This is a genomic window from Tardiphaga sp. P4_G1, assembly GCF_056401215.1.
The window spans coordinates 1-18,573 of the sequence record NZ_JBFUJU010000004.1; the positions used below are offsets into that span (position 1 = coordinate 1).

Below are 18,573 nucleotides of genomic sequence, written 5' to 3' on the forward strand. Positions count from 1 at the left end.
CTCGAAGGGCACATGTTGCGGTCGCGCGGCAAGGCCTTCCGAGAATACCAGCACCGCGTCAACGCATTCTGGCCCGGCCCGCAGAGCGGCGCTGGCGCCGCCGGCAACAAAGAAGACCTTTGATGAGCCTGATTTCCTCGGCGATACGCGTCGCGGAGTGCCGTCCGCTTCCCGACCCAATGACGCGAATGGGCATCGAGTTTCTGGTCGGGCGCACGAGAAGTAAACTTGCCGCTGCAAGCGATCGCGAGGAAGGCGATTTCGCGCGCGCCATGGCAGAGTACCCGATCGCAGAACATGCGAACGCCGCCAACGCACAGCACTACGAATTGCCGCCCGAATTCTTTGCCCTTACGGTCGGCCCACGTCGCAAATATTCCTGTTGCCTCTATTCGACGGGTCACGAATCGCTGGCCGAATCGAGGCGGAGGCCGTGGCCCGCGGTTTGGGAAATATCCGCGTCGTCACTGCCGACATGAACGCTTTCGAACCGGACAGCACATACGATCGGGTCGTGTCGGTCGAAATGTTCGAGCACATGTCCAACTGGCGGAGTTTACTCGCGCGCATCAAGACATGGCTTGTACCCCAACAGGGGCGGGTTTTCGTTCACGTCTTCAGCCACAGGCGCAGTCCCTATCGCTTCGATCATAACAACGATGCCGATTGGATCGGGCAGCATTTCTTCACTGGCGGAATCATGCCGAGCCATGGCCTTATCCGGCATTTTCCGGACTGCTTTGCCGTTGAACAAGACTGGCGCTGGAACGGCCTTCATTATCAGAAAACGGCGATCGACTGGCTGCCTCGCTTCGATGCAAACCGCCCGCACATTGATAGCATTCTGAGTAGAGTCTATGGACCGGACGCGGCGCTTTGGCATCAACGCTGGCGGCTTTTTACCTGGCGACGGCAGGGCTCTTCGGGCATGCCGGCGGTGAAGAATGGGGTGTGAGCCACTACCTCCTGCGCCCGGCATAACGCATGGCGTTCGTGATTCTAGTCCGGAACATCTGGCGGCGAGTTGCCGCTTATGCCGCTCACGATGATCCGATGGTCGCGACCTGCAACTTCGTGGCGCTTGTCGTCGCCTCCAACCAGCCCTTCTATCCGCTCTATGTCTATTGGGCCGTCAGCGAACACATTTGGCCGACCTTCTTCACGTTCCTGTCGACGCCATTTTTCCTCGCGGTACCCGCACTGGCTAGGCGATTGCCAACGGCAGGCCGTGCGCTTCTCGCACTTACCGGCATCGCCAATACGGTTTTGAGCGCAAAAGTGTTCGGGCAGGCATCGGGCGTGGAGATTTTTCTCATCCCTTGTGCGCTGATTGCCGCGACCTTCTTTCGACCATCTGAAAGGTTGACCGCCCTCATTCTGGTTGGGCTGGCGATAATGGCTTACCTTGGACTCGATGGCGCGTATGGCGCCCCCGGTCCACCTCTACGCGGTCTCAGAATACCGTGCTTTCCTCAGATTGAACGTCATGAGCGCTGGCATCCTCACCGTGTTCATCGGACTTGTCGCATCGGAAATGTTAAGCCGACGTGCTTAAGCTCGTCAGGATGAAGCTGTGAAGGCGCGCGTGATCAGAAAGCCGATGGTTGCGGCAGAGGCCGTCAGCAACGTTCCCCAGCATAGATCTGCGATCGTCACCGCCACCGGCCAGTTCCGCAACGTCGCCTGGTTGGTCAGATCGTAGGTCGCATACGCAACGAACCCGAGGAAAGCACCGTTGAGCGTGGCCGTTGTCAAACGCTCGCTGGCAATGGCCGGTGCAATGGCGAGCACCACGATGCCGGCAACGTAAATCAGATAGAAGAGCATCGCCGGTACCAGCCGGAAGCTATCAAGCAGCATCTCGCCCATCAGCGGTCGATACAGCCGCTGCGACGCAAGCGTAAGCCAGATCGCGTCCATTCCGAGAAATACCAGACCCGTCGCGACATAGGCGACGCCATAAGTTTTCAATGTAATTTCCTTTACCGAGTCGACGCTGAAGATTTTACGCGCCAGCGAGATGGTCGGATCACTCTGCCGCATGACGGCAATGTCCAACACCAGAAACAGATTGATTTCCCGTAGAAGGAATCAAAGCCGGCGCGTGCTGCGTCGAGGTCCGGGGCCACTCTGAAACATTTGTCGGGATTGAGCGTAAAAGCCGCAAGACCATTTCCAGACGCCAGACCGCTCCGGGTTCGGATCCCAATCCTGCTGAGCGATAGTACCGACGTCAACGTCGCCGTACCGGATTGGATGATGGGCGATCGTCTTGAGTTGGCTGATCGTTGCTCGAGGGGCTTAGCGTCTTTCTATCAAGCTCGTCGTCCGCCCACCTTTGCGCAATCGCTGAAGAGAGGCGAATTCGCCTTCGCGGGCGGAACCATACTATTGAATGCACATTGTGTGGGCATCGGTATCTATTCCGGAGCCGCTCCAATGGGAATTTCAGAATGATTGATACTGTTGTCGTGCAGCCAGCTTCCCCTGGCGTAGACGAGCCTTCGGTTGCGGGTGTCTCGTGGGCTGCAGTCGCGGCTGGTGCCGTCGTCTCGCTCGCGTTGACACTCGTTCTTATTGCTTTCGGGGCAGGGCTTGGTTTGTCAGTCGTGTCGCCCTGGTCGTCCAGCGTATCGGCTACGACATTCAAAATCACGACGGGAATCTATCTGATCGTCATCGCCATGATCTCGTCGTCGATCGGCGGATATCTCGCTGGTCGTCTGCGCTCGCGCTGGATTGGCGTTCATGCAGATGAGGTCTATTTCCGCGACACCGCGCATGGGTTTCTGGCATGGGCATTTGCAACGGTGCTCGGTGCTGTACTCCTAGCTTCGCCCGCGACGACCGTTTTAAGCGGCGCGACGTCGGGAGTCTCTGCCGGTGCGACGGCGTCTGCGGCGCAGGCGGGACCGGTCGAAGGCTTCATCGACGCACTATTGCGTCCATCGACACCATCTGGCGATGGCAACAGTGCTGACGCGCGCGGTGAACTGTCCCGCATAATGGCCTCTAGCCTTCGAGCCGGTGAGCTGAAGCCAGCCGATCGCGCTTACGTCAATAAAGTCGTGGCCGCTCGCACCGGTTTGAGCGAACCTGATGCTGACAAGCGCGTTACCGAAGTCACCAATAATGCAAAGGCCGCTGCCGATAATACTCGAAAGGCTGCAATGCAGCTCGCCTTTTGGCTCACGGCATCACTTTTGATTGGCGCCTTTTCTGCGAGCCTGGCGGCGACCGAGGGTGGTGGACTTCGAGACGGAACTTGGAAAGCGCGTCGCACGCGATAAGGAGAGAACAATGCCTATTCTGCTATGGCTACTTGGAATTCCACTGCCGCTGATCATTCTGGTCCTGCTGCTTCGATGAATTTACGCCCCGCGGCGCGGGGCCTTTATTCATTGCGTAGGAGTGCAGGGAACAAGAGCCGGTCGCATTACTTGACCTTCATCGCTGCTCGGATTTTGGCTAATAATCAGTGATGAGAGCATAGCTCCAGCCTGAAATGGGAGCGCAATATGTGTACCAAGTGCATCGGACTGGAAGATCAGATCGCCCGATATCTTGGTTTTGCCAGGGGCGTAGACGCTTTGACGAGGGGGCGCATCTACGATCTGGTTTTGCATCTCCAGAATGATAAAGAAGCGATTGTACACGCCCAGGATGCTCTTCGGCGCGGCTTCTTGTGTAGCTCACCTTGCCTGCACGCTTCTCGTTAGTTTATCTGACCGCCACGAGAAGAGCTTGGCGGGCCGGTTCGGGGATTGCCACGAGGCTGTTAGTGGGGGCCCGACGCGGAACGAGTCAGGCAGCGCCACGTTCGACTGACAAGGGCTTCATGAACAGATTGGCTTTGGTTCAATGCAAAAGACTATAACGATCAGCGCTACAGCGCTTCTCCTCGTCGGTGCCACGATGTCGTCGGCGTCCGCCGAAAAGTCCCGCCGGCACCACACTCAGCAGGGCGTCACCTCCGGTCAAGGCATGACCACCGGTACCGGCCGCACATATACTGGCGGCAATACCGCTCTGAAGGGCAACAGCGGCAATTCGGGGCAAGGGGACAACTCGCTGGGCAACATCAAGGGCGGCAACATCGGCGCCGGCAAGTAGCATTTCGGAGGGACCATGAGCAAAGAAAATCCCAAAGATGATCCCCGCACGGAGTCAGATTGGGCTCCGACGAAACAGACCGACAAGCCCTGGAAAGGCGTGCCGGAAAAGGAACAGTTTGCTCAGGACCGGGAAAAGCCGGACCTTGAAAAGTGGAAAAGGACCGCCACTCATTGACGTTGCGGCGGACGTGCATCGATCTTTTCGATGGGTCGACGATTGAGCCGCCCGAGCAATATGCTCGGGCGGCTTCTTTGCGAAAATGGTTTCGCGTCTTATGGATGGATGTCCGCTAAACGGCGGCGTCGATCCTCTCCTACGGTCTGACCCACGGCTCGGACACGTATGGGTGCTTCCGGCAACGGCATTCGCGACGTCTTCGGTGGGGGACCGTCATCCTCATCAAGGGATCGGAGAGCTGCGAGAATATCACCGATCCTAACAGTCTCATGGGAGCCTGGAATTTGGCGTAGCCATGGCTTCCCTTCGACAGTAAACGCATCCGATGCCCAAGCGGCTAGGATGCATCGCTTTTGCAGCGTGTCTAAGAAGGGATTGGCAAGAACCTCCCGCGGGTGCGAGAAGGTGCTGGCGAGTAGAGAATTTGCGTGGATTTCATTCATCGACATGGCAGCGCTTGTCATGCTGGGCCTCCTAACTCCTTTCGTATAAAGGCGATTATCGATGTAGATTTTCGCTGCTTTCGGTCAAGGGGTGACGCTAAAAATTTTCGGGGCGCTTCTCAGACTGCCGGGCGCTGTCTTAGTGTCGCACGGGAAACAAAGACCTGGTCACGACGTTCAGCCCACTAACAAGGGAGAGAAAAAATGGATTGGAACAGGGTCGAAGGAAATTGGAAACAGATGAAGGGCAAGGTCAAGGAGCAGTGGGGCAAGCTCACTGACGATGACCTCGACGTCATCAACGGCAAACGGGAGCAACTCGAGGGTCGTCTTCAAGAGCGTTATGGCTACGCCAAGGACCAGACCACGAAGGAAGTCGACGACTGGTATGGACGTCAGAGTTGGTAATCAGAACGTACTTCGCTCCAAAGTTGTTCCACGTTCACTTTTCGACAACAGGATTGAGCGAGTTGCCTCAATCTAACGGCTGATGGATTTGCGGTCGGAGTTAACGCAGCATGACAGCGACCGAATCTTGACCCCACAAGCCTCGCTTCGGTCGGCCCGGCGGTAGAGCGACCTACCCGCCAGGCCTTTAAGCAACTATGTTCCCTAACATTGCTGTTCGAGCAACCAGACAACACCCTCCAGTATCGACAAGCCGGTCAGGCCCGACGCGCACTTGCCTAGCTCGCAAGTACGTTAATCTTCGATCGCAGCCTTCTGCTGCCTCAACTTGCGCGTTGAGCCTCGGTCGAGGACCCTTCGGAAGTCTAACATGGAAGGCACCAGACGCGATTACATCGCCAGCATGGTGGAGACGACGCCGTGGGTGGCAAGGATCCGGGTGGCAAAACGGCGAAGGTGCACCGCAAAAAACAGTGAGATCCGCTCTCGGTAATTCGTCTCAAATGAGACGATGTGACCTCCTGGCTTGTGGTTCCATCCCGAGGAACCGTTGGAGGAACCGATATGAATGAGCGTCAGCTGATAACCCGCGCATGGCAAGATGCGGACTTGGAGAAGCTCAAACAGTTGCATGCAGAGGGGGCTACGCTTCTACGAGCATGTGCGGCTATGAAGCGACCAATGGCTTCCGTCAAAAAACGTGCTCGTGAACTTGGCCTGCATTTCGCAAGTGTTCGAGAAGTTCGGCGAGAGATCAGCGCTCGCGAGCAAACCCAATGACAGTTATTGGGTCTTCAGCGCCGAAATGCCCAAAGTGCAATCGCAAGATGACGTCATTTGAAAAGGGAGATTCGGAGTTCAGATGCTCAAAGTGCGAGGTCGATCCGATGGAGCGCAGCAAGGGTTGGCTTTCGAGCGAGTTGAAGCCACCGTCAAGATGACTAGGATGCTGAGCGCAGCCGAACATGTTCAGCCGCGTAGGAGGCTACAATCGACCCTCTAGTCGTCCTTATAAAAAAACTGAAAGAGCATTCACACCTGAGCCAAGAGGACCTTTTGGAGATCCGCCGGCTGCCGTGCTCTGTCCGCGAATTGGATAGTCATGAGGACTTCATTCGGCAGGGCGATCGACCCAAGGTGTCCGCCATCGTCGTCGAAGGGATGCTGGCTCGCTATCATCTCCTGCCGAATGGCGCGCGCCAGTATTTGTCCTTTCATCTCGCTGGCGACATGCCGGATTCACAGTGTCTTTTCATCGAGGTGATGGATCATGCCGTCTGCGCGATCGGCAACGCCGTCGTCGCCTCGGTCCCGCATCGGGACTTGATGAAGTTATTCGATAGCAGGCCAAAGGTTGGCGCTGCAATATGGCGTGAAACCCTGATTGACGCAGCCATCTTCCGTGAGGCTATCACGAACAACAGCGCGCGATCCGCTCCTGCCCGCATGGCTCATCTATTCTGCGAACTCTTCTACCGATCGCGGGCTTCCGGCTTGACGCGTGACGATACGTGTATTCTGCCGATAGGTCTTAATCAGCTGGGAGAGGCTCTCGGGCTGTCGCTAGCTACCGTAAACCGCGCTTTGGCCAACCTTCGAGACACCGATCTTGCCGACTTCAAGAGCGGGTCTCTCACCATCAGAAATTGGGCGGGTCTGGCGGACTGCGGCGAGTTCAATCCTCGCTACTTGCATCTGCGACGCGAGCCGTTCTGACATCGCGAATGTCAACGAACAGCACAATGGCGGCACCTATGCCAATCTCAAGACCGCTGTCGAGTTTGTAGAGAGGCTGCACAACGCGATCACGGTTCTTAGCATCTCGGCGGTCGTCGCGGTCTGACCGACACTAGCCTCTGACCAAATCCCGGTAACGCCTTCCCGGCATTGGCGGAGATTATGCGTAGGCAGGGAAAAGGCCCGGCTTTCGCCGGGCCCCGGTCTGTTGAATTCAGTGTTCGGACTTAGAAGTTTGAGCCGCCCCAGTTGAAGTGATAGTTGATGCCGCCCTTCACAGTGTGGGTGGTGGCACCAAGCTCCAGACCGCCCGGAGCAAATGCAGTCAGATAACGTTCGCTGCCATAGTCGGCGTACATGTACTCACCCTTGAGCGACCAGTTGGGGGCGAACATGTATTCCACGCCAGCGCCGACGGTCCAGCCCGACAGCACTTTGCTCTCGCTGAAGCTGCCGCCCAGGCCGGCGATCGAAAAGCGATTATCGGCCCATGCGTAACCGCCCTTGGCGTAGAACAGCGCTGCGCCTGACGTCACACCGACGCGACCGGTGACACTCCCGAATGAACGAATCTTATCCTCAAGCGTGACCGGAAAAATGCCGAACAAGCCGGTCTGGCTATATGAGATGTCTGACGCTGCCGCGTCTGCTTCAAGACCCCAGACCCAAATGCTACCGGGCGTCTGCCAGTTATAGCCTATAGTGCCGCCGCCGAAGCCGCCCTGCAGGTCGCTGCTCGTGGTCGTGACACCGCCGACGTTGACGCGATCCGACCAGCCGTAACCACCCATGACACCGAGATAGAAGCCCGACCAGTTGTAGCCTACCGGAATCGGAGCGGGCGGGGCTTAGTGTAGGGACGAGCTGCCAGATCGGCGGCAGAAGCCGAAGCTGCGCCCAAGGTTAGAATGACAGCGGCCATCAGAATCTGTTTCATGCGGACTCCCCTGTGAAAGTTCGGTGATCACAATCCTATGTGCACGCGCATCTCGAAGCTGTCACCGTTTCGCCACACGCGCGAGTTTTTACCGCGCCACAACCTCACTCCGATACCAACCGATGTGCTAAGTCGACTGCCGCAATAACCGATAACAATGTCTCCACGCTGCAGGGTAGCCATCCCTTGAAGCGAGAGTTCTTTGAGAAACTGGAAGGACGATTTCGAGCTCGACTGGACGCTCCGCGACATCCACGGCGGCAGGCTGAAGCTGTCACCGATCACGGAACACCAACTGAGCGAGCTATTGGAGATGGGCCTCGTGAGGTAGTGAACGATCAAGTGAAGCTCACCGAGACGGGATACCAGAAGATCCACTAGTGGAGCCATAGCAAGACGCCGATTAACAGGACCTGGACTCCAGAAGTCATTGCTCGATTGATCAGCCTTGCCGACAGCGGCGCAGTGTTGCGAGCCGCTGCCGCCCTCGGGCGGCCGGCGACAGCGGTGCAAACAAAGCCCGCGAACGAGAGAAGCCGTTGGTAGGTGTTCGAGACTCCAGGGCGGCAATACGAGCCCAATCGAGGCCAAGTGAGTGTGGAGAATGTTCATCGCAAGCTCCCTTGTTCTGTGTCAGCCAAATCAGAACACCAGAAGATCGTCCTTCGGTAGGAAGGCTTCACTGGATCTTCCGATTTCCGGCCTCCGTCAGTTTGACCTGGTCGTCCACGATTTCGACGAGGCCCATCTCCAGAAGTTCGCTGAGTTGGTGTTCCGTGATCGGGGACAGCTTCAGCCGGCCGCCACCGATATCGCGGAGCGTCCAGTCGAGCTCGAAATCGTCTCTCCAGTATTTCATCTGGTGGGACCGTCGCCGGCAGAGGTTGAAAAATTAGAAGCTCGCCGGATCGTCCGCGCGGCCTTTCACTATCTAATTCCGAAAACCAACGTAGAGACCAATCATGGTGATGGCCGATACCAAGATGAAGCAAAAAAGCCCCCACGCGATAATCGTGGCTTCATCTGGGGTATTCCGATTGGTCTTCTGAAGAACGTTCAATGGTCTCTCCCTGTAATCTATATCGTCAACGCTCGCATTTTGAGGCGAACTTGTGCAAAGCGTAGCGACGGTAGATCGCAGGGTCCAGAATGAATTGATGGTGCGCTGCAGCGCGGCGCGTCACAGCGGGTTGCCCATTTCGGTAGCTGCCCTAAGCACCGCAGCTCCCATTGAAGGAACTAAAACACCAAATGCACGATATAGGAGAAAACAAGGGAGGTCGTCATGTTGATGGAAGATCGAATTGCCGGACGGCCAGTCGCCAGCGCACCGCCATTGGTCGCGCAGATGGTCGACAAGCGAACAATTCTTGAGATGGAGATAGCCCTTACCAAAGCGTGCGAGGTCTTGCCGCGCGAGTTGGACAACCACAAGAACCGCTGTTTCGTCGCCAAGAAAATACTGAAGCGCGTGAATGCGGGTGAGCGCACGTTCGGCGGCATGGTGTCCGCGGGGATGGCGGCAGTGGAGACGCTACGGCGCAGGCAAGAGCAGGTTTGACGGCGTTTCCTGAACAATCATTCAGGAAATTTATCCTGAGACGACGGAACGGCCCCTATAGTCGCGCATTCAATCTCCGCTCATTCAAAGGAGAAGATAATGCGCAAAGTTCTTTTGGCTATCGCTGCCTTCGCTACCATCGGCATCGCTGTTCCTGCCGCTACTTCACAGGCTGATGCTCAGACCGTAGTGGTTCGGCATGGCGGCGGCCATCACGGCGGCTACCATCGCGGTCATCGTGCCAACAAGGTTGTTATCGTGAAGCGCGGTCATGGTCACATGCATCGTGGAATCCACCACGGCCATCGCTGAACGCGTTGCTCTTCAAAACAAAAGGCTCCCTCCCGGGGGCCTTTTTCGTTGGGCGCTATAAAGGGCAACTGAACAGAGGCCATCGCGTTTTGGAAAGAAGAGCGCAGCTCCTCATCGGAACTTAAGTTCCATCGGTCGGTTGGGCTGGCGTGATAAGCCGCCCCAGCTCACCGGGGCTACTGGAGGAAATTTCCCATGGCCAAAAAGCCAAAGCTTCTTGCCGACCTTTTCCATGACACGCTCAAGGATGTCTATTTCGCCGAGAAGAAGATTCTCGCCACGCTGCCGAAGATGGCAAAAGCCGCACAATCGAAAGAACTCAAGGCCGCCTTTCTGAAGCATCAGAAGGAGACCGTTGGTCAGATCAAGCGGATCGAAGGCGTGTTCAAGATATTCGGCAAGAAGCCGACCGCCAAGAAGTGTGAAGCCATCATGGGTATTACCAAGGAAGGCGCAGAGATCATGACCGAATACAAGGGCATGCCTGCTCTCGATGCCGGTCTTGCTGCCGCGGCACAGGCGGTGGAGCACTATGAGATCTCCCGCTACGGAACGCTGGCGACCTGGGCGAAGGAGCTGGGGATGCCTGAAGCTGTCTCGCTTCTCGATGCCACGTTGAAGGAAGAGAAGGCCACCGACGTTGCGTTGACCGCGCTGGCCAAATCTGTCGTCAACGTCGAAGCAGAGCAAGATCTCTAAGGCTAAATGTCCGGCTCCGTCACTGGAGCCGGACTACGTAAGTCCTCCCACCCGTCGAAGAAACCTTTAGCGCAACCGTGGCTTATGTTTTCGCTGAAATGGAGAGCGAAAATGCGCCAAGGTACGTCGTTTCGGTTGATGGCATCCGATGCAGCGAGACAGGCAAAAGAAGCCACGGACCAGGCTGAAGCTCTCCGGCTTTTACAGATGGCACACTACTGGATCTCAGCTGCAGACAACGAGGACTGGCTGAATGCCAACTCGATCCATCATCCGGTAAGATCACCTAGCTCCGACTGAAAACGGAGAAATTTCGGAACGATAGGAAGTAGCGGGACTTGACTTCGACAACTGTCGCACATGGCGACGGTGAACGGGTGGCTGTGGCCATCAGAAAGCTCGCCATGAACATCCCGGCCGTCGACCGCGCCATCGATATTTATGGCGCCCTCTCAGGACATTCGGAAGCACCGGGCGTCCGCGCGCAGCTTGCCCAGCATCTTGACCAACTGCACAATGAGGGGGAGACCGATCATCACCGCCTTACGGTGCATGGCCTCTCGTTCCTTCGGCAAAACGATCTTCAGCGCAACAGCTAGCCGCGCTGCATAGCTCGCTGCTTCTGCAATGATTTACGGAGCGTCGCTTTCGCAGAGTGAGCACGTTCCTTGTCGCTCGCCGATTTCTTGATCGGACGAAATGGGCCGGTCTTGGAATTTCCGGCCATCGGCATTGCCGGCATCATCTGCGAGCAGGATTCCGACTGGGAAGGTTGAAGGCCCATAGGGGCCGATGTCCGTGTGCGCTTGGGCATATTTCTCAACCCGCCACTCAACCCAAAGTTCATTCGTGCAGATCAAGCGGCGGCAAAAAGACACCTCGTCCCTTTAGAAGGCCGGCATCAGTACCGCGAAGAGGCGCGGCGACCTACCGCGGCTGCCGCCATACTGGCCGCGCCGGAACAAGAAAGTCAGAAATGCGTTCCTTTAGGCATCAAACACTGGAGGATGCCATGGACGATCTGAAGAACAAGGGGCAGCCGGATCGCAGCAAGATCAACATGCACGAGGCGCATGAGGTCAAGTATTGGACCAAGGAGCTCGGCGTGGATAAAGACAAGCTGCAGAAGACGGTTGCCAAGGTCGGCAACTCAGCCGCCGCAGTTCGCAAGGAGTTGGCAGCCTGAGCCAGTCAACGGAATCCCTGCACGAGCAATCTGTAAAGATCGCGCTGGATTACCTGGCGGGGGTTGGCCGCTTGCGCGACCTGCAAGATGCGTTTGAATTTATTGGAAAGCATGTCGCGTACCAGATCGGGCAGGGAGTCGTCAGTCCTCTGCTGCTGTCGAACCAGGCGATTGCAGCCTACGAGCGCCATAGGGAAAAGGCGCCGCTTCGGTTGGTGGAGTATGAGTGATGATGCCGCTAATCCGGCCTTGGTCGGCCGAAGAAAGTGAAAAACTTAAAGCCATGGCTGAAGCGGGTGCATCGCCGATCAAAATTGCTGCGGCCATGAAACGTAATGTGCAGGCCGTCAGACGTCAGGCGAATCGATTGGGGATCTCTTTGCCTACGACGCGAGAGACGCGCAAACGACAGCGTGCGTTAGAGGCGGAAGCCACAAGGTCTTCAGCATGACATCGCAAATAGGAACAAGCTGCGCGTTCCGTAGTTGCTAGGGAAATGGAGGTTCCCATGCTTACAGACGATCAACTGATGGTTCTGCGGGAAATCGATAACGCCTTCGCTTTTGACGATACAGCGAAGGCTGAAGAGTTGGTGCTGGACGGCTATGTCCAGAAGGACGGCGACCTTTATCAGCTCACGCCGAAGGGTGAGAAAAGCCTGCTCGACAATGGCGTCTCGGCATAGACTGCATCGCGAAGCGATTCCAGACCTCACATAGAAGCTCAGGGAGGACGACGAGGCGCTCTGGGACCGGTCGTCGCTCCAGAGGCGTCAAATTACATCGCACAATTGAGGGACAATTGAGCCAATCGAAAGCTGCCGGGTTCTGCGACTATGGCTAAGCACGATGTTGCCGACGATAGGTTTAGTTTGCCCCCTGCACCGTATCGGTCACAACTAGCCCTCCGCAACTTCACAGGAGGCTGTGAGATGGCACGGCGGGTATCCGCCCGCTGGCGGCCGGGCATTCGTTGTCCCGGCAAAACTCAGTCAGCATTCGCAAATTGTTGGTATCGACTTTGGTAGCGTCTCGGATCAACCTAAAAAATCATTTGTCTTGCAATGCGGAGCCACCCCTGGGCGCCATTCAATCTGAAAACGCTTGAGATAGTAAGTAGCGCAGATACAAACGCTTACCGCGCGTGGTGGTCACAAGCGGTGGGTCAATTGTGCGAATAGCTGACACGAGCCCTACTCATCGCGTCGGCTGTCGGCGTTCTCTGGCCTCACCATAGGCTTGTCGCCTCGAACCTCTAGGATCTCTTCAAGCAAAAGGGCTGGAAGGCGATAGGTCCCCACAGGAGCTTGACGAAGCCATTGTATAGCGTCTTCTGTTTCCAGGTTCGCGCTAGGGAGCGCGAGGCGTCAAATACGTAGCGGTGGCCCGGGACAGTCCGTTGGGACATCAGGCTGAGCGTCGTCTGTCCGATGCACCAAGTTCAAGGAATAGTGGAATTGATGGTAGCGCAAGACGCGCGTGGGTCGCTCAAGCCAAAATGACGAGGCAAGTCGAAGCGCGCGAAAACGCCGAACTAAGGTGTAAATGGCCACATCATTGGCCGCGCGGTCATTTTTCGTAGCCTACTCTAGTTCCCTGAATTTCGAGGGGCGAGCTGGTGAACGGTCGTGATAAGGAGCGTTGAGGGCGACCCTACGATCGGCTTTCCACCGTCGCTGAGGCGAGCACGGTGTCAATGATTTCAGAAAAAAAATCGAGGAAAAGCCCGTGATAGGGAAGCTAACCGCACTTAGCTTCCCTATCGCATTTGAGGCGTACCGCTTTTAGCAGATATCATCCTCTCCAAGAATAGAGGCTAAATCGCGATAAGTGAGTTGAGCCCGATCGAAACCAGGTGGGACCATAATGACCAAGACGCTAATACTCCAAGACATCAAGGATTTTCTAAAGCGATTGTCGATTACGATCGAACTCGATCAGCGTCGCGTCGACGGGTTGCCGCCGGAAAGATTTTCGCCCGAATACAGCCAAAGGATGTGGCACGACTGGCGGTGCCATCATCGCGATTTCATTGACAAGAAATTGCTCCCGACAGCAGATGCTATCTCGCCAGCTGTGCTGAATGGATTGACGGAGATCGCGCTCGCTTATGAACCGGCGCGTATCGGAGACGTCATGCTGGAGCTCTTTGCAGAGGTCGCAAGTAACAGCTGCTCGGACGGCGAACTTGAAACTGCGGAGCAATTCTTTGCTCGGCTGATCAAGCAAACGCGGGATGCGCCCGTGAGCAACTTCCGTCGCGTGGGCTCTCAAGCTGCGATTATGCAGTGGCTACCTATCGTCGACCCGCTGCGGATTGCTCGGGATCCCGAATGTGGCTATCGCCAAGGTGTTGGTCAGGGTATTAGCTGCTCATAGTGCCGCTCCTGAATTGGATATTGACGGCGTCGTCCATCTGGATCGGCAAAATCGATGGCGAGGGGGCGAAAGCGTCCATCACCGGAAGGCGATCTCCGTGTCGTCGTACGGCGTGAAGGCCTCGTCTATCGTGTTAGGTTGCGTGTAGGGGCCGCCACACGCGCCTTCGAGGAAACGACGCACCGAGAGCAACCCATCTTGAGAGCCATTAGTGATGAGGTCGAGTGGCGGATGTCCACCGAAGACGATCTCGTTATGTGGACTTTCCAGCCAGTCAACGCCGAGCCGTCCTTGGGGAAAGAGAATCCCCAGCGCTTGGTGGATGCCGAATACTACTGAAATGCGCGTGAGAACGTCCACATCAAGCGTGAAAGCGCCGTGCTCACGCGCCTGCTTGCACCAGCTATGGTAAGTGGACCGGGCTGGATACCCGAGGATCAGAAGGCGCTGCTCTTCCGTCAATCCCCACAGATCCACAATAGCGAGGAAGGTCCGTAAAGCTGGAGCGCTGAGCCGCCTTCGATTGGCGGTCCAGGGCCTCAATGATTGGCGGCCGGTGTCGTTCCGCAACCAGTGATCAGCCCTGCGGCGTAACGCAGCACGGATGCGCGGAACATCGTGCGAGCGGAAGTGTTCGATCTTTATTCCAAACGAAAGAGCTTGATGCCCACAGGTCAGCCAACGCCGCCACCGCGCGGAGCCGGGAAGTTCGCCGTCATCGCTGCGGTGATCGTCGCACTGATAATCATCGTGACGTTTGTTGGCATGAATATGCAGCACGCGCAGACTGCAAGAGAGCAGGAGGCGGGACAGGTCAAACCGGCCGACGCGCCTATGACCGAAAAGGACCTTGGTAAATTGCCCGCGAAGCCGAATTAACTGCAGTCAGGATGTCCTATGCGGCAAAGGCCATATGTAGTAGCTGCCGTATTTCTTCTTTTGGTGCTCGGAGGGGCGCTGATTTTGCGCAACTCTGGCAGCCGCGCGCCGCCCGACCAGGCTTTCAAAGCACAGCGAGAGTAAGCTAAGCGTCCTGCGGTTGATCTGTGCCGGGAAGTTCACCTTCGGGCGTTTGGTCCTTCCACATGAAGAACCCGCCGCACTCGTGCATTTTGATAATGCCGTCGGCTATGAGCTTGTCGCGGCCAAGTGTGTATTCCGTGACGCTCGCCTTGTCTTTCCATATGAAGGTCGAATTCCATTCCCCGATCGGCATGCGGCCCTCGTCGATCCGGAGCGTTTTGGCGATCTCAAGCAGTCTGGCGGCTGCGGCTTCGGGCATGGAGTAGGGGCGGTCTTTGACGTGCTTCTCGAACGGCTTGCTCATAGGGTGGGCACTTCGTCTCTCTTCCTGCCGCGACCGACGATCTTGAGCGCGCCATTCGGTAGAGGGCGCTGAAGCTGCATCGCCTCATCGGCCGGCGCCGACATCCAGACTTGCAGTTCTTCGGGCTTCGTCAGGATAACGGGCATGGCTTTCGGGTGGATTGCGCCGACTTCGGCATTCGGCTCGGTGGTCAGGAAGGCAAAGATGTCGTTGGTTGTCTCGCCTTCCTTGACCTTCCGAACCGACGTCCAGTTCGTCCAGATTCCCGCGAAGAATGCCAGAGGCCTTGCCTCGTCGAACGCAAACCAGATATCGCCACCCTCAGCTTTATTGAACTTGCTGAAGGATGTGAACGGCACCAGGCATCGGGATTCGACACTGAGCCATCGCTTCCAGTGCTTGCTGTCGAGGTTGCGGATGTTGGTCGTCCCGCTATCGGGCTCCATCCGCAGCAGTTCCTTAAAGTCGATCTGCATGCCCTTGTCTTGGAGCTTGGCGGCGCGCTTTTTAGCGGACTGCATCTGGGCGAATTGCGAGGAGGGCATGCCCCAGCGCGCGAGCGCCAATTCGGTCGCGTCAGCCTTGTTACGCACGATCGGGGCGGGATAGTCGGGAAAGATGCCGGGCATGGAGGGGAGGTTGCCGGTGCTGTCGATGTCGAAGGAGAACAGCCGCCGGATCGCGTCCTGGTTCTTCGTCATCGAGTAGAGATTGCACATGCAGCGTTCCTGTCCATTACGTTCCCGGAGGCCTTCCGGTGATGTGTTCGATATGGGCCATGGTTTGTTCGTGGATGCCCGGATTGAACATCGCGCCACATGCGCACCGGATCGGGCCTCGACCCAGCTTGTTGCGATATCCGGCATCCCATAGCGCGTATTTGTTTGCGGTCCACTGTTGCTGCCGGCGGCAGGCTTCGAACTCCGCCTCGGTGCGCCTCGGCAGGAACAACTTCCAAGCGGCATCGAAGCCGGCGCGGGCTGCGCCAAACTCTCGTGCTTCGCCTCTGAAGCACGCGTCGCGATGAAGCGGGTAGAAGCCGCAAGACCATTGCCAGATGCCAGACCTCTCCGGGTTCGGACCCCAGTCTTGCTGAGCGATGGAACCGACGTCCACATTGCCGTAGCGGATTGTCCATGTCTCATGTCGGTCGTTGGTGCGATGACGGGTGAGTTCGGGCATCATGACCGCTCCGAAGCGTGCCGTCGCTCAGGTGCCAACTGCAGCAATGTCGCAAGAGGGCGCTTTTTTGCTTTCGCGCAACGCTCACAGCGCAGGCGAGTGGCGAGATCGTGGATGCAGGTCGTGTCGACATGAGGGAGTTCAGCCAAGCTGACATCGCGTTTAATCCGACATCTTGAGCATTCGATTTCGAGCCAGGGGAAGCCACCGTTCAACGCTTGGTCGACGATCGGTGATGGGTCGATGGACTCGCCATCCGCCCACATGCGTTCATTCCAGCTTTCGCAGGACAGCCTATCGGCTTCCCGGATCAGCGCCTCACCCTTCGCGCGCAACTCCTCCGATTGACGTGCAAGCATCAGCGTCACGCCGCGCGCCTTGGTCAGCTCTTTGTTGAGAGCCTTGCGGTCGCCGCCCGATAGGGGCGTGGGGTGATATTTCGGAGCCATATGGGCGTCCAAGCTTGACGGTCAAAATGCAAAATCAAAAATGCTACGTTGTCTCGAATGACGGCCAGCAGCCGTCCTCTTCGAGGCGGCCTGTCCGTTCTCCGCAGCCGTCATCGAGCAGCTTCATCCCGACGTCTTTCCAGACCGCATGAGCGCCGTACAGGCGCACTGCATCCACGGTCTGAATTTCGACGATCCGATCGCAGCGACGGCAGGACACGCGCAGGACATGCCGGGGAATTTCGGATAGGCGCCGCTGTTGAATGGGGACGCCGCTACGGATTTGTCCGCGGGGATCCCGGACGATGGAATCCCAATACGCCTCCGGCAGATCGTCTGCGGGCCTGGGCGCCGGAATTGGCGGCTCGGGTGGTCGACTCGGCTTGGAAGCCAGCTTTTCCATCTGTTTTGGCGTCGGCATGCGCCAGCTTGCAGGTCTATCGCTCATGCCCTCAACTAGAACATAAGAAGAACAAAAGTCGAGTCCGCTGAGGTTGAATCCGGCTTCGCTTTGAGATGTGATGAGACCCAAGTCGCTGTCGTGCCAACGGACTGTGAGCGCGGTGCGGTGGCTTTTTTAGCCCGGCTTTTTGGGCTTCGTTGAGCCATGAATCTCGTAGATCAGGCTAATTGCTACGGCCACGAGTGCAATGAAAATTGCCGTAAGGACCATCGTTGCCTCATTGCTGGAGACACACCTACCAACAAGGACTTTCAGACATTTGCCGCGAATGCAGAGTAAAAGGTCGATAATTGGCATTTCGTTAACTACGTCGGTCCAGCTTGGGCTGGTGCGGTGGCACCGGGCGACTTTGGGAGTCGAAGATCCGTCCGGTGTCATGCCCGGGCGGCTTTTTCTGCTTGCGCGAAGGAACTTCAACATGCCCGAGCTGAAGAGGCCCACAACACCACGAAAGCAGTCGTTTACCAGACCCGACGGGACGTCGACGAGTATCAGCCTTGAGGACGCCTTTTGGGAGGCGTTGAAAGAGATCGCGAGCGAAAAACGTATCTCGCCGACAGACCTCACCAGGCGAATTGATCGGGACCGGGTTCGAGGCAATCTTACATCGACAATACGTCTTTTCGTCCTAGAGTACTTTATTGCGAAGTACCGATCGGCAACTGACGCCAATGCGGATAGGCAGCGAAAAGCCCGCCCCGAGGAGGGCGTGCGTTCTTGATAGTTGCACCAATTACTTTTCAGGATGACCGGAGCCGGGCGATATCGTTTCGGATCCCCGCCTTCTTCGACACGGCGATGCACCAAGTTTGGAAAACTTTTCTTAGCCCGTGCGACCGACAATTGGCCTTAGTTTGAAATTGACGAAATCCGCGACCAGCGGCAGAATTTAGCCGCTATGGGTCAAGCCGAAAGACCATCCTGTCCCCACTGTGGGGCTCATCTGATCTTGGCATTGCCGCCGGGCGGCAATGGGCCGCGTACGTTCCAATGTTTCGACTGCGATTGACCCGATCCGCTTAAAACAGATCAAGCGGTAGGCTGGTTAAAGGGCGAATTGCAGCCACCCAAATAGTGTCTGTGCGGAAATAAGAGCCGTCCATGCGTTCCTGTATCTGGAAGCGGGCGACAGGTGTAAAGTCTCCCCATCATCGCCCGTTCCTCGGTAATCATCGGTGACTGAGAGTGCTCTACGCTC

The 18,573-nt window shown here is 56.9% G+C and carries 25 protein-coding genes and 1 pseudogene; 18 read left to right on the top strand and 8 right to left on the bottom strand.

From position 1 onward, the window contains the following. Window positions 1–122: 122 nt before the first annotated feature. Both AC1DUY_RS10425 and AC1DUY_RS10430 read left to right on the top strand, forming a co-directional pair. Window positions 123–981, top strand: a pseudogene (locus tag AC1DUY_RS10425) (cyclopropane-fatty-acyl-phospholipid synthase family protein). A gap of 3 nt (window positions 982–984) precedes the next feature. Beyond that, window positions 985–1,569, top strand: a complete 585-nt coding sequence (locus AC1DUY_RS10430) for a hypothetical protein (protein ID WP_478114073.1) — start codon at window positions 985–987, stop codon at window positions 1,567–1,569. On the opposite strand, the gene AC1DUY_RS10435 is transcribed toward AC1DUY_RS10430, so the two are convergent. Continuing rightward, on the bottom strand, window positions 1,561–1,971 hold the full coding sequence (locus AC1DUY_RS10435) for a DUF2177 family protein (RefSeq protein WP_478114627.1): 411 nt from the start codon (window positions 1,969–1,971) through the stop codon (window positions 1,561–1,563). The genes AC1DUY_RS10430 and AC1DUY_RS10435 overlap by 9 nt on opposite strands. Before the next feature lie 482 nt (window positions 1,972–2,453). Here AC1DUY_RS10435 and AC1DUY_RS10440 point away from each other — a divergent pair, with 482 nt between their 5' ends. From AC1DUY_RS10440 to AC1DUY_RS10460, 5 genes are all read left to right on the top strand, one after another. Beyond that, entirely contained in the window at window positions 2,454–3,290 is an 837-nt protein-coding gene (locus AC1DUY_RS10440; RefSeq protein ID WP_478114075.1) for a hypothetical protein, read from the top strand. Window positions 3,291–3,861: 571 nt separating this feature from the next. Beyond that, window positions 3,862–4,113 (top strand): hypothetical protein, encoded by a 252-nt coding sequence (locus AC1DUY_RS10445; protein ID WP_478114077.1) that lies wholly within the window; start codon window positions 3,862–3,864, stop codon window positions 4,111–4,113. 15 nt (window positions 4,114–4,128) lie between these two features. Then, window positions 4,129–4,290, top strand: coding sequence for a hypothetical protein (locus tag AC1DUY_RS10450; RefSeq protein WP_478114079.1), 162 nt, complete (start codon window positions 4,129–4,131; stop codon window positions 4,288–4,290). Window positions 4,291–4,940: 650 nt separating this feature from the next. After that, window positions 4,941–5,144 (top strand): CsbD family protein, encoded by a 204-nt coding sequence (locus AC1DUY_RS10455; protein ID WP_068738686.1) that lies wholly within the window; start codon window positions 4,941–4,943, stop codon window positions 5,142–5,144. Between the two features lie 1,038 nt (window positions 5,145–6,182). Next, on the top strand, window positions 6,183–6,860 hold the full coding sequence (locus AC1DUY_RS10460; protein ID WP_478114629.1) for a Crp/Fnr family transcriptional regulator: 678 nt from the start codon (window positions 6,183–6,185) through the stop codon (window positions 6,858–6,860). Between the two features lie 248 nt (window positions 6,861–7,108). Here the strand turns inward: AC1DUY_RS10460 and AC1DUY_RS10465 are convergent, their stop codons facing one another. After that, window positions 7,109–7,672 (bottom strand): outer membrane protein, encoded by a 564-nt coding sequence (locus AC1DUY_RS10465; protein ID WP_478114081.1) that lies wholly within the window; start codon window positions 7,670–7,672, stop codon window positions 7,109–7,111. 750 nt (window positions 7,673–8,422) lie between these two features. Between AC1DUY_RS10465 and AC1DUY_RS10470 the strand changes: the two genes are divergently transcribed. From AC1DUY_RS10470 to AC1DUY_RS10515, 10 genes are all read left to right on the top strand, one after another. Beyond that, the gene (locus AC1DUY_RS10470) at window positions 8,423–8,971 is read left to right on the top strand and encodes a hypothetical protein (protein ID WP_478114083.1); all 549 of its coding nucleotides are present in this window, start codon (window positions 8,423–8,425) and stop codon (window positions 8,969–8,971) included. Window positions 8,972–9,103: 132 nt separating this feature from the next. Continuing rightward, complete coding sequence (locus AC1DUY_RS10475; RefSeq protein WP_478114085.1) at window positions 9,104–9,379, top strand: hypothetical protein; 276 nt, start codon at window positions 9,104–9,106, stop codon at window positions 9,377–9,379. A 99-nt stretch (window positions 9,380–9,478) separates the two neighbouring features. Further along, a complete protein-coding gene (locus tag AC1DUY_RS10480) occupies window positions 9,479–9,691 on the top strand; it encodes a hypothetical protein (RefSeq protein WP_141137210.1) in 213 nt (70 codons plus the stop codon). Window positions 9,692–9,886: 195 nt separating this feature from the next. Beyond that, entirely contained in the window at window positions 9,887–10,390 is a 504-nt protein-coding gene (locus AC1DUY_RS10485; protein ID WP_478114087.1) for a YciE/YciF ferroxidase family protein, read from the top strand. Between the two features lie 404 nt (window positions 10,391–10,794). Continuing rightward, window positions 10,795–10,989 (top strand): hypothetical protein, encoded by a 195-nt coding sequence (locus tag AC1DUY_RS10490; protein ID WP_147421763.1) that lies wholly within the window; start codon window positions 10,795–10,797, stop codon window positions 10,987–10,989. Window positions 10,990–11,402: 413 nt separating this feature from the next. Then, window positions 11,403–11,576, top strand: a complete 174-nt coding sequence (locus tag AC1DUY_RS10495) for a DUF3606 domain-containing protein (protein ID WP_120293199.1) — start codon at window positions 11,403–11,405, stop codon at window positions 11,574–11,576. A gap of 71 nt (window positions 11,577–11,647) precedes the next feature. Further along, a complete protein-coding gene (locus AC1DUY_RS10500) occupies window positions 11,648–11,806 on the top strand; it encodes a hypothetical protein (protein WP_478114090.1) in 159 nt (52 codons plus the stop codon). Beyond that, entirely contained in the window at window positions 11,806–12,027 is a 222-nt protein-coding gene (locus AC1DUY_RS10505; protein WP_184511603.1) for a hypothetical protein, read from the top strand. Before AC1DUY_RS10500 ends, AC1DUY_RS10505 begins: the two co-directional genes overlap by 1 nt. Before the next feature lie 57 nt (window positions 12,028–12,084). Further along, a complete protein-coding gene (locus AC1DUY_RS10510) occupies window positions 12,085–12,261 on the top strand; it encodes a hypothetical protein (RefSeq protein WP_172980498.1) in 177 nt (58 codons plus the stop codon). Between the two features lie 1,180 nt (window positions 12,262–13,441). Next, entirely contained in the window at window positions 13,442–13,954 is a 513-nt protein-coding gene (locus tag AC1DUY_RS10515) for a hypothetical protein (RefSeq protein WP_478114092.1), read from the top strand. Window positions 13,955–14,032: 78 nt separating this feature from the next. Here AC1DUY_RS10515 and AC1DUY_RS10520 read toward each other — a convergent pair whose 3' ends face one another. From AC1DUY_RS10520 to AC1DUY_RS10545, 6 genes are all read right to left on the bottom strand, one after another. Next, the gene (locus AC1DUY_RS10520) at window positions 14,033–14,524 is read right to left on the bottom strand and encodes an antitoxin Xre-like helix-turn-helix domain-containing protein (RefSeq protein WP_478114631.1); all 492 of its coding nucleotides are present in this window, start codon (window positions 14,522–14,524) and stop codon (window positions 14,033–14,035) included. 454 nt (window positions 14,525–14,978) lie between these two features. Next, window positions 14,979–15,281, bottom strand: a complete 303-nt coding sequence (locus tag AC1DUY_RS10525; RefSeq protein ID WP_478114094.1) for a hypothetical protein — start codon at window positions 15,279–15,281, stop codon at window positions 14,979–14,981. Beyond that, window positions 15,278–16,000 (bottom strand): SOS response-associated peptidase, encoded by a 723-nt coding sequence (locus tag AC1DUY_RS10530; protein ID WP_478114096.1) that lies wholly within the window; start codon window positions 15,998–16,000, stop codon window positions 15,278–15,280. Before AC1DUY_RS10530 ends, AC1DUY_RS10525 begins: the two co-directional genes overlap by 4 nt. A gap of 16 nt (window positions 16,001–16,016) precedes the next feature. Next, window positions 16,017–16,466, bottom strand: coding sequence for a hypothetical protein (locus AC1DUY_RS10535; protein WP_478114098.1), 450 nt, complete (start codon window positions 16,464–16,466; stop codon window positions 16,017–16,019). Next, window positions 16,463–16,912 carry a hypothetical protein gene (locus tag AC1DUY_RS10540; protein ID WP_478114100.1) on the bottom strand — a complete coding sequence of 150 codons (450 nt, stop codon included), beginning with the start codon at window positions 16,910–16,912 and terminating at the stop codon, window positions 16,463–16,465. Before AC1DUY_RS10540 ends, AC1DUY_RS10535 begins: the two co-directional genes overlap by 4 nt. 43 nt (window positions 16,913–16,955) lie before the next feature. Next, window positions 16,956–17,360 carry a hypothetical protein gene (locus AC1DUY_RS10545; RefSeq protein ID WP_478114633.1) on the bottom strand — a complete coding sequence of 135 codons (405 nt, stop codon included), beginning with the start codon at window positions 17,358–17,360 and terminating at the stop codon, window positions 16,956–16,958. A 433-nt stretch (window positions 17,361–17,793) separates the two neighbouring features. Between AC1DUY_RS10545 and AC1DUY_RS10550 the strand changes: the two genes are divergently transcribed. Beyond that, a complete protein-coding gene (locus AC1DUY_RS10550) occupies window positions 17,794–18,096 on the top strand; it encodes a ribbon-helix-helix domain-containing protein (RefSeq protein WP_478114102.1) in 303 nt (100 codons plus the stop codon). Window positions 18,097–18,573 lie beyond the last annotated feature (477 nt).